At 60.9% G+C, this 8492-nt stretch carries 13 protein-coding genes; 2 read left to right on the forward strand and 11 right to left on the reverse strand.

Annotated elements, in window-relative coordinates; translation table 11 throughout:
* Positions 1-81: 81 nt before the first annotated feature.
* Both EA795_RS20050 and EA795_RS20055 read right to left on the reverse strand, forming a co-directional pair.
* Entirely contained in the window at positions 82-390 is a 309-nt protein-coding gene (locus tag EA795_RS20050; protein WP_122079124.1) for a phage holin family protein, read from the reverse strand.
* Positions 383-730 carry a putative holin gene (locus EA795_RS20055; RefSeq protein ID WP_122079125.1) on the reverse strand — a complete coding sequence of 116 codons (348 nt, stop codon included), beginning with the start codon at positions 728-730 and terminating at the stop codon, positions 383-385. Before EA795_RS20055 ends, EA795_RS20050 begins: the two co-directional genes overlap by 8 nt.
* A gap of 206 nt (positions 731-936) precedes the next feature.
* On the opposite strand from EA795_RS20055, the gene EA795_RS20060 reads away from it, so the two are divergent.
* Together EA795_RS20060 and EA795_RS20065 are read left to right on the forward strand one after the other, a co-directional pair.
* Complete coding sequence (locus EA795_RS20060; protein ID WP_122079127.1) at positions 937-1116, forward strand: type II toxin-antitoxin system HicA family toxin; 180 nt, start codon at positions 937-939, stop codon at positions 1114-1116.
* A 48-nt stretch (positions 1117-1164) separates the two neighbouring features.
* The gene (locus tag EA795_RS20065) at positions 1165-1590 is read left to right on the forward strand and encodes a type II toxin-antitoxin system HicB family antitoxin (protein ID WP_122079129.1); all 426 of its coding nucleotides are present in this window, start codon (positions 1165-1167) and stop codon (positions 1588-1590) included.
* A gap of 396 nt (positions 1591-1986) precedes the next feature.
* On the opposite strand, the gene EA795_RS20070 is transcribed toward EA795_RS20065, so the two are convergent.
* From EA795_RS20070 to EA795_RS20110, 9 genes are all read right to left on the reverse strand, one after another.
* Complete coding sequence (locus EA795_RS20070) at positions 1987-2565, reverse strand: hypothetical protein (RefSeq protein WP_122079130.1); 579 nt, start codon at positions 2563-2565, stop codon at positions 1987-1989.
* Positions 2562-3146, reverse strand: coding sequence for a recombination protein NinG (locus tag EA795_RS20075; RefSeq protein WP_122079132.1), 585 nt, complete (start codon positions 3144-3146; stop codon positions 2562-2564). Before EA795_RS20075 ends, EA795_RS20070 begins: the two co-directional genes overlap by 4 nt.
* Entirely contained in the window at positions 3143-3766 is a 624-nt protein-coding gene (locus EA795_RS20080) for an adenylosuccinate synthase (RefSeq protein ID WP_122079133.1), read from the reverse strand. The genes EA795_RS20075 and EA795_RS20080 overlap by 4 nt, the downstream gene beginning before the upstream one ends.
* On the reverse strand, positions 3763-4233 hold the full coding sequence (locus tag EA795_RS20085; protein WP_122079135.1) for an immunoglobulin domain-containing protein: 471 nt from the start codon (positions 4231-4233) through the stop codon (positions 3763-3765). Before EA795_RS20085 ends, EA795_RS20080 begins: the two co-directional genes overlap by 4 nt.
* Positions 4234-5613, reverse strand: coding sequence for a DNA cytosine methyltransferase (locus EA795_RS20090; protein ID WP_122079136.1), 1380 nt, complete (start codon positions 5611-5613; stop codon positions 4234-4236).
* A 91-nt stretch (positions 5614-5704) separates the two neighbouring features.
* Positions 5705-6388: a hypothetical protein gene (locus EA795_RS20095; RefSeq protein ID WP_240645054.1), complete on the reverse strand. Its 684-nt coding sequence runs from the start codon at positions 6386-6388 to the stop codon at positions 5705-5707.
* 82 nt (positions 6389-6470) lie between these two features.
* The gene (locus tag EA795_RS20100) at positions 6471-7433 is read right to left on the reverse strand and encodes a PadR family transcriptional regulator (protein ID WP_122079140.1); all 963 of its coding nucleotides are present in this window, start codon (positions 7431-7433) and stop codon (positions 6471-6473) included.
* 1 nt (position 7434) lies between these two features.
* Positions 7435-8106: a phage antirepressor KilAC domain-containing protein gene (locus EA795_RS20105; protein WP_240645055.1), complete on the reverse strand. Its 672-nt coding sequence runs from the start codon at positions 8104-8106 to the stop codon at positions 7435-7437.
* 237 nt (positions 8107-8343) lie between these two features.
* Positions 8344-8492, reverse strand: a 149-nt coding sequence (locus tag EA795_RS20110; RefSeq protein WP_122079144.1) for a transcriptional regulator, incomplete at its 5' end; no start/stop codon positions are given.

Raw genomic sequence — 8492 nt, forward strand, 5'->3', positions numbered from 1 at the left:
CATCAGCTCTAGGAGCCCTCTTCTTTTCTTGAATGGCGGAAGCGTTCCGCCGCTGAAATTTGAATCCCCGAAGGCCTTCATCTAGCGCCGCCTCTCCCTTCCATCCCACCCATACGGATGACGAAGGACCTTCGATAGGTTGCCGCCGCAGCGCATCAGCGATGCCGTGAGTACAGCCAGCAGCAGGACCATCGGCCAAGCGTTGCGCGGAACAACCAGTTCGCCGGCGAGGATGTAGATCACTGTCGCGCCGCAGCACATCATGATCAGCGCGGCCATGATCGAGACATCGCGTCGGAAGGTTGCGTCGCCGCGGCGATAGGTGAACATCCGCACGAACATCACGGCGCTCAGCACCAGGGTGACGTGGGTGAGGATCAGCTTATCCATTGTTGCCCTCCACTCCCCGGCGTTGCCGGATAGCGGCCAGGGTGACGGTGACGATCAGCGCAGAGCAAATGAACGCGGCCAACGCAGGTAACTCGATTGGGCCGAGCCCGAACAGCTCGGCACGAGCAACGGCTGGCGCGGCCAGATAACCCATTACCCAGCTGATTGCGAAGTACATCAGTCGCGGGCCTAAGGTCAGCTCTTTGGCGCTGGCAAAGTAGATCAAAGCCCCGCACAGGCTCCCTACAGCCATCGCCCCATCGAATCCGGCCATCACTCCAGCGACCCCTGCCCCAGCAATGCCGACAGCAAGCGCGCCGGTAGATGTTGGCTCGGCCATTCGTGGCTCCAGAAATAAAACGCCCGGGGAGTTCGGGCAAAACAATCGGGCTCCTCGATGTACGTCAATCCGCTCGGAGCTGGGAAGAAGACACGGGAGCCAGAAACGAAAACCCCGCTGTTGGGCAGGGAATCAAATACAACATTTCTGTTGCAACACAACAGTTCTGTTGTATGATGAGCCCATCCCAACAACGAGATGAGGTGATGAAGCACAGCGAGTTCAGGCGATGGTTGAAGGCCCAAGGGGTGACCTTCGAAGCCGGCAAAGGAAGCCACTTCAAGATCACCGCACCGAATGGCAACTCGACGATCTTCGCGGACCACGGAGCCAAGGAAATGAAGGAACCGACCCGCAAAGCGATCATCAAGCAACTGGGGCTCTGAGAGCCCCTTCGCCACGTCTGAACGCTGTGCGATCACCTAGGAGTGACCATGTACGACTATGCAATCCGCTTCGAAACTGACGATACGCCAGGCGTTGCCGTGTTCTGCCGCGACTTGCCCGAGCTGAACAGCTACGGAGATAACCAAGAACACGCGCTTAGCGAAGCCCTGGACGCCATCGAGACGACTTTGTCTCTCTACGTCGATCAGCGCCGCGTTATTCCAGCAGCAACAGCTGCAGAGCCCAGCGAGCATGTGGTCCGCTTGCCTGCTGTGACCGTGGCGAAGATCCACCTATGGAACACGATGCTCGAGCGCGGTATGCGTAAGGCCGATCTGGTTCGCCTGCTGAACGTGAAGCCTATGCAGGTCGATCGCCTGGTGGATTTCCTCCACGGATCGAAGATTGATCAGCTCGAAGCAGCCCTGTCTGTTCTGGGTAAGCGCCTGGCCATATCAGTCGAGGCGGCTTGACTCAACGTAACGGAGGCATGACAGCCAGAAACGACAAAGCCCAGCGGTTAGGCTGGGCTTTGTGTGAACATTTACGTTCAGATGGAGCGGGGTATCGCACCTGCGGCTACACAGCTACACCAGATGGCAGAAATCGAAGCGGCTAACGGATGAAACAATTGGCCTACGGTCTCTCTCATCATAAAACTACCCTCTTTTGCAGACATGGCTGCTGCAATCAGCAAATCTGGTGTCATGTACAAGCTGGCCATTAAGACCGTCAAAACAAACAGAACTGCCATTTGGGTAGCCGGCATAGCAGCTGGACTCGAACCAGTCACCCCCCGGAGCCTTCATCGATCCTCAACGCGCAAGATCGACAGGATGGGTATAGAGTCGGACATACGGACACTAATGTCAAGCGGCCATGTTCAGCAAAACACCTTCTGCATCGAGTATTCGCTCTGCCTCTCGCAGCGCCTCCCCTACCATCTCCTCGAGCACATCGCTGACGCCCTTACGCCAGCGCCTCCGAGTACGCTCGTGGTTGGCCTCCAGGTCCCAGCCATTCATGTCGTAGAACTGTGCCGGTAGCACGATCATGTCGGTGGACCGCTTGCCTTCCACCCCCTTCATCGGCGGAATGGCCCAAGCAGTGACGGCCTTCTGGACGAACAAGCCCGGCGCCGGCGATGCAATCAGCGGAACCAAGGCAGCAATGGCCTGCACCTTTTTCCCCTTGTGCGTGCTGTACTTGGCCATCAGCGCATTCCAGTGCCGCGGAATCAACTGGCTATGGAGCCGGGCGTAGACCCAGCAGTCGGCATCCATGCGGGTGATGCCCTTCTCGCCGGATGAGCGCATCAGGCTTTCCAGGCTGCCGCCGTCGGCATAGCCCGGACGGTACAGCTTCTGCCAGGCCTGCTTGCTGGTGTTGTCGATGGCCTCGGCGGCCAGAGCGGAAACCACTGCGGCGAGTGTGCTGGTGTAGATCATGCTGCCCTCCCCTTGAGGCTTCGAGTCATTGCGCGGAACGAGGCCTTCATCGCCTTCAGCTCCTCGATGGTGTAGCGCTGTGGTTCATGCGGCCCTTCCAGCCACTCGACCTGATCCGCGCCGATGCGCTCCACCAGGTTGATTCGGTAATTCACGATGTCGCCGGACTTGTGGTTATTGCAGGGGGCACATTGGCGGTGGCAGTTGAGCGGGTGGAAACGCAGTTCTGGGTTGCCCCCGACCGTGCGGTAGTGCCCGGCGTGCCACTGGCCTTGGTGGAAGCGGCCGCAGCTGATGCACGGCAGATCGCGGTCACGCTCGCGGATCCACTCGTTGAACGCCGCCTGCGTCTCGCGCATGTAGTCGCCCTTGGTCTTGATCCGCTCGCGTGCTGCGCGGCGTGCTGCTCGCTCCTGCTTGTCCTGTTCGCGCGACTGCCTGGCCTTGGCGGTCTGTGTCAGCGCAATGGCGCACGCGACGCTGCAAGCGGTCTGCAGCGGGCGGGCCGGGACGAACTCGGTCCGGCACGCGGTGTTGCGGCATCGCTTGGCGCGCAGCTTCTTAGTGACGATGCGGGTCATGCGGACCTCCGTACATACCGGTCAAGCCGCTCGTTACGAATCTGCTCGTTCAGCTCATTGACGCGCTTGGCGAGCCGCTGCTGCTCGCCGTAAGCCAGCTTCAAGTTGCGGTTCATCACCTCGACGTCTCCAACGCGGTGCAGGAGCTTCACTAGCAGAAACTGCTCACGATCGCGGTCTGCCTCATGCCGCCACGTCAGCGTCTGCTCGCGCACCGTGTCGTAGCTGGTTCCGTAGTACGCGGCAAGACCGGCAACAACCTTCACATGCCCGCGACTGTTCACTTCGAGCAACCCCCAACCGGCCGGCAGCTCGTCTGGCTTTATCAGGCCGGCGGGGGCCATGAAGTAGCGCCAGTTGCCGAGACCGCCTGCCGACCGGTGCGCCTTCTTGCGGTCAGCGAGAAAATCAGCGCGGCTGGTCTTGCACTCAACTACAGTGGATCCGTCATCGAAGCCGGCAGCGCGGAACCCAATGGCGTCTGGTATCTCCCCTGTCCAGCCTGATCGGCACTCACTGACAGCGACATGGCAGCCAGGACCGCCAGCTGAGTTGGCTCGCTTGAGCCACTTCACTGCCACCAAACAGAGGTCGTTGTGGGTCATTGGGATCAGGCTCATGCTGCAGCCTCCCCAAGCAGATCACAAAAGAACACGCCGCGCCCGGTGAACTCCTCCACGATGCGGTCGGTGTAGGCGATGCCTTGGGCGCGATTGAACAGGCGGGTCACCGGGAAACCGTCAGGGCCGAATAGCGAGCATGACCCCATCAGTTCCAGCTTCTGCTCGTACGCCAGGTGCAGGAACATCCGATTCCAGCCGTCGCGGAAATCAGCGTCAGCGGCCCGCATGATCGGCACGCCGAAATGCAGCTTGCAGTACCGGCGCGCGTCTTCGGTGTCGCCGATCTGTGTCATCTGCGCGATTCGCTCGTACAGCGCAAACCAGAGCGCGTTCTGGTCCAGAGTGCGGTCTTTCCCGGGGCGCAGGCTGACCACGACGTACTTCTTGTCGCGGTACATGGCGGTCAGCCGGGTGATGGCCTCGGAGAGCCTGGCGGCGCTGTTGACGGAGATTCGATCAGCCATCTATGCGGCCTCCTGCTTGGCAGACGCAACCATGGCGATACGCTCGCCAATCCAGCGCATAACCGGAACAGCCATAGAGTTGCCCAGCGCCTTGTAGCGCGGGCCATCCGGGCATTCGGCTGCGGTTTTCTTTCGGTAAGGGACGACCGTGTAGCCGTCGGGGAATCCCTGAAGGCGCTCGCACTCGGTTGGCGTCAGGCGACGGACTGCGGGTCCAGTGGCGAGATAGTTCTGCTGCTGCGCCCCAGCCTCCGCCGCCAATGCACCGATGATCTTGCCGTCACCATTGATCTGCCGGACTTCGCTGCGGCTGTTCTGCGTAAAGGCGACCGGAACAATCGGCTGGCCGCGTCCGGTGCCATCCTCGCTGGCGTCGAAGCCTTCTGCTTTTAGAGTGTGCGCGATATCACCAGTTACGCAGACCGCCTGGACCTCTGCCCTGGCTTCCAGCGTGTAGGCATGATCGGCTTGTACGCCGACGCCATCCGGCCCGCTCAGTGGATTGGTGCGAAGGGCGCCGGCCTGAATGGCAAGGACTTCATTCTCCTGGCCGTGATTACGACCAAGCGGGTGCGCCTGGTCGACGCAAACATCAGGGTCTTGCGTTCCATGACAGACAATGAGGCTGTCCGCCGTGTCTACATCGGTTCCGGGAGGCCTATCTCCTCCTGTGCTGTTTCCTCCAGCGCGGAGAGTAGGGCAGACGGTAGCGACTTCCCTCTTTTCTCGGCTCGGCGGAGTATCCCGGCGCACGCCTTCGCGCTCAAAAAGTACCGATGCGGGATCGAACCCTTCTCGAGCACTTGCCACAACGAACACACGGCGGCGTCGTTGGGCCAGGCCGAAATATTGGGCGTCAAGAACCCTCCACGCGACTGCTCTTTTGGGTCCATACACACAACCAGCGTCCGTCCACCGCTTCCCTGAAGGCTGCAGTTCGCAGTCCTCCCCAACCAGCGCGCCAAGAAAGCAGCCGAAGGCGTTGCCTCGGTCGGAAAGTACGCCGGGGACGTTTTCCCAGACGGTGATGGATGGTTGCTTTCCTCGGGCAACCCGAACATGGTCAATTGCATCTGCGAGCCTCACGAATTCGATAGTCAACTTACCGCGCGCGTCCTGTAGGCCCGCTCGCATCCCTGCAACACTGAACGCCTGGCATGGCGTGCCACCGACGAGTACGTCAGGCGCTGCGACTGTGCCTGTAAGCACTTCCGTAGCAATCTTCGTCATGTCGCCCAGGTTCGGCACTTCGGGGTAATGGTGAGCCAGCACGGCGGCTGGGAAGGCTTCGATCTCGGCCAGCCAGGAAGTGCGGAACCCGAGCGGATGCCAAGCCACGGAAGCGGCCTCAATGCCGGAACAAACTGATCCGAAATTCATGCCTTACCTCCCCGTCCAGCCCGAACCAGGAACTCCAGAGTTGCGCAGGCGCCAATGGCGATGAGCCAGGTGAGTGCGATGATTGGGGTGGTCATGCTCGCCGCTCCTTCAGTTGCTCAAGTGCTTCAAGCTGCAGCTTTCTGTTGTGCTCGAATGCTTCCCGGCGCTTGGCGATCCCGTCGGAACGGCGCTGCTCACGCTCGGCCTGGGTGGCAAGCACGGATTGCTTGATCTCTTGAAGTCGCTCGCGGACTTCTGGCGATGGCATAGCGCTTTTTCCGGTGATCAAGCCGGCTATCGCCGCACCGTCCTGGGTGATCGGCTCATGGGTAAGGCGGGCCCGGTACTCCTCGACAACCGGCGCGGCCAGGCGACCAAGGCGGCCGGCCTCCTCAACAGCCATCACGCGGCGCTGCTGATCAAAGCCCGGGGATAGCGCCCAGTTCACCGGCTTTCCCTCGCGGCGCGCGGTATCGACCTGGCGCTGGTAGGCGGACAGGAAGGACATGCGAGCCCCTACCTTGTCGCCTGCATCCAAGATCGGCCGTGCAGCCCCGAGCGCCAGCTGGATTTCGTCAGTCAGGACAACGCTGTCGAACTCATCCGAAGCGGCCAGAGCAAGCGCCCAAGCCTCGTTCGGATCGGGACGTCCGTCCGCTGCCTGAACGCGCTGAAGAATCGCGGCCAGGGTCAGCTTGCCGGTCAACTCTTTGCGACATGCGCGCAGTGCGGTAGCAATCTGCTCCATGCCGTATTCGGCCAGGTCTTCGGCCATCAGCTCAGCAGCGCTTGCGCTCAGAGCGTGCCCAAGAGTCTCAGCGGTCGCGCAAAGGGCTGCGGCCAGTTCGGCTTGTTGGTCACAGGAAAGCATTGCGCTTGCCCCCCTTCTCGCGGATGCGCTGGGCGGCTTCCTGCGCGGCGTTGACGTTGGCCTGGGTCTGCTCGATCTGGCGGGCAGTGGTCCCGTTGATCTGGCGACCGGTTTGCCATTGCGTGTGGAATGCTTCGGCCTTGGCCAGCAGCCCGTTGAGGGTGTGGCAGTCGTTGATCAGGCGAGCGTCGTTGACTGTCAGGTAGAACGCAGCAACCTGCGGCGCAGCGTCTGCCCCGAGACGGTCGATCAGCTGACCGATCTGCCCCCCGGCCTTGGCATTCCAGACCGGCCAGGTGCTGTAGCGCTTGCGGTAGGCGAATGCGTAGTTGGCCCAGGTGCGGAATGTCTTGCAGGACTGGTCTTTGGGGCCGGGCATGTCAGCTGGGATTTCGACGCGGGGCTTCACTGCCTCGAACGGAACGACCTGAGCCGTCGCGACCGGGGCGTCAGCCTGGGGCGCAGTACTGATTCTGGTTTCCTGATTGGTATCCTGATTACTGGTATCCTGATTTGTCGGATATTTTTCCGACCCTGGCTCGGATATTTTTCCGACCTCTATCGGATTTTTTTCCGAGGTACCTCGGATATTTTTCCGACCTCTTGCCGCCCTGGTCGGATATTTTTCCGACCCATCCAGCTTGCGATTCCACTCCTTGCCCTTGTCGGTCATCCGCACAAGTGTGATGCCAGGGGTGTGCGACAGCTCAACTACCCCAGCCTCTTCAAGCTGCTTCAGCAGGCGATAGGCAGTGTCTGGCTTGTCTGTCAGCAGGGGCAGCTCTTCGATGATCTTTGACTTGGCCAGGGCGAAGAACGTCCCGCTCGGCGTGGTCATCGGCTTTGCCCAGCTCGGGCACTCGTAGACGAACGCGAACAGCAGCGCCTGCTGCGCATTCAGCCCCCACTCAAGGGCCTTCGCCTGATTCATGGTGATGGTGTACTGCATGTCACGCCGCCTCTTTGGCTATGCGCGCCGCCCACAGCCCGGCAATCCACTCAACGCCCTTCGGCGTGAATCTGGCCTGGGCGAAGGCGTGGCTATTGCGTTCGGATGTTCCGGTCTTGACCTCGAAGCGACCGGCGTCGATGTGGTTCTGGTATGGGGTCAGCGCGCCATTCAGGCGGTACATGACATGGCCATCCAGCAGCAGCTGGCGCAGAACGCGCTCATTGGCCTTCAGTAGCTTGGCGACCTGGCGAAAGGTCATCGTGCCGGCGGTCTCGACGTATCGGTCCACGAATTCGACCTTGGGTGCGGCGATGGCCAGCTGCTCGGCCTGCTCTTCCGCCAGCAAGGCAAGGCGCCCAGCTTCCAGTAGTGCGGCAGCGTAGGATTGCGGCACCGTGACAGTCTGTCGTGACTCCAGCGCCTTCAGCTTGTCACGCACGTTGCGCCGCACGCCTTTGGATTCGCGCATAGCCACCAGGGCGCACTGATCCAGGGTCAGGTCGAACGCATCGGACATGGTGCCGTTTGGGTTGGTCACTACAAATTTTTTGTAGTGCTCACCTTCCAGCTCATCGGCCACTCGGTCATGGAACTGGTTGCGCCGAACCTCCGGCTCGCCGAACTCGGCGCGGGCCTGATTGACCAGTTCCAGCAGCTCGATGCTGCTCATCGTGACCACTTTCCGTGACGCCCCGCTTGATTCGATAATCTGTTTCATCTAGAGTCGCCCCTGTGTTGTTGCTGTTGAAGAAGCCCGGCTGCCCCCGGGCTTTTTTGTGCCTGTCGTTCAAGTACTGGATAAACCCCCAGCACCACCGTCCCGATTTCTCCGCCCTGCCCTGGTTTCTAGAATGGGAACCATGGAAACCACTGACAGGGATGTCGCTATGCGAAACGCCTCGATCAATCACGCCGCTGCCGCTTTCCAGGGGAAAGACGGGCACAGCAAATCGCGCCGGACCTTTCCAGCGGTGATTTTTTCAATCTGCAAAGCGCGCCCAGCAGGAACAGGCCGCGAGCCTGAGCACCACTGACTGACTGTTGGGGGGCTGACCT

Origin of the sequence: Stutzerimonas nitrititolerans (assembly GCF_003696285.1) — a bacterium.
GTDB classification, from domain to species: domain Bacteria; phylum Pseudomonadota; class Gammaproteobacteria; order Pseudomonadales; family Pseudomonadaceae; genus Stutzerimonas; species Stutzerimonas nitrititolerans.

Bases quoted from the DNA above. Each gene is read 5' to 3' on its own strand.
- EA795_RS20055 (WP_122079125.1), bottom strand. From the start codon at position 730: ATGGCCGAGCCAACATCTACCGGCGCGCTTGCTGTCGGCATTGCTGGG.
- EA795_RS20090 (WP_122079136.1), bottom strand. From the start codon at position 5,613: ATGAATTTCGGATCAGTTTGTTCCGGCATTGAGGCCGCTTCCGTGGCT.
- EA795_RS20050 (WP_122079124.1), bottom strand. From the start codon at position 390: ATGGATAAGCTGATCCTCACCCACGTCACCCTGGTGCTGAGCGCCGTG.
- EA795_RS20105 (WP_240645055.1), bottom strand. From the start codon at position 8,106: ATGAGCAGCATCGAGCTGCTGGAACTGGTCAATCAGGCCCGCGCCGAG.
- EA795_RS20060 (WP_122079127.1), top strand. From the start codon at position 937: ATGAAGCACAGCGAGTTCAGGCGATGGTTGAAGGCCCAAGGGGTGACC.
- EA795_RS20075 (WP_122079132.1), bottom strand. From the start codon at position 3,146: ATGACCCGCATCGTCACTAAGAAGCTGCGCGCCAAGCGATGCCGCAAC.
- EA795_RS20085 (WP_122079135.1), bottom strand. From the start codon at position 4,233: ATGGCTGATCGAATCTCCGTCAACAGCGCCGCCAGGCTCTCCGAGGCC.
- EA795_RS20080 (WP_122079133.1), bottom strand. From the start codon at position 3,766: ATGAGCCTGATCCCAATGACCCACAACGACCTCTGTTTGGTGGCAGTG.
- EA795_RS20095 (WP_240645054.1), bottom strand. From the start codon at position 6,388: ATGGCCGAAGACCTGGCCGAATACGGCATGGAGCAGATTGCTACCGCA.
- EA795_RS20065 (WP_122079129.1), top strand. From the start codon at position 1,165: ATGTACGACTATGCAATCCGCTTCGAAACTGACGATACGCCAGGCGTT.
- EA795_RS20100 (WP_122079140.1), bottom strand. From the start codon at position 7,433: ATGCAGTACACCATCACCATGAATCAGGCGAAGGCCCTTGAGTGGGGG.
- EA795_RS20070 (WP_122079130.1), bottom strand. From the start codon at position 2,565: ATGATCTACACCAGCACACTCGCCGCAGTGGTTTCCGCTCTGGCCGCC.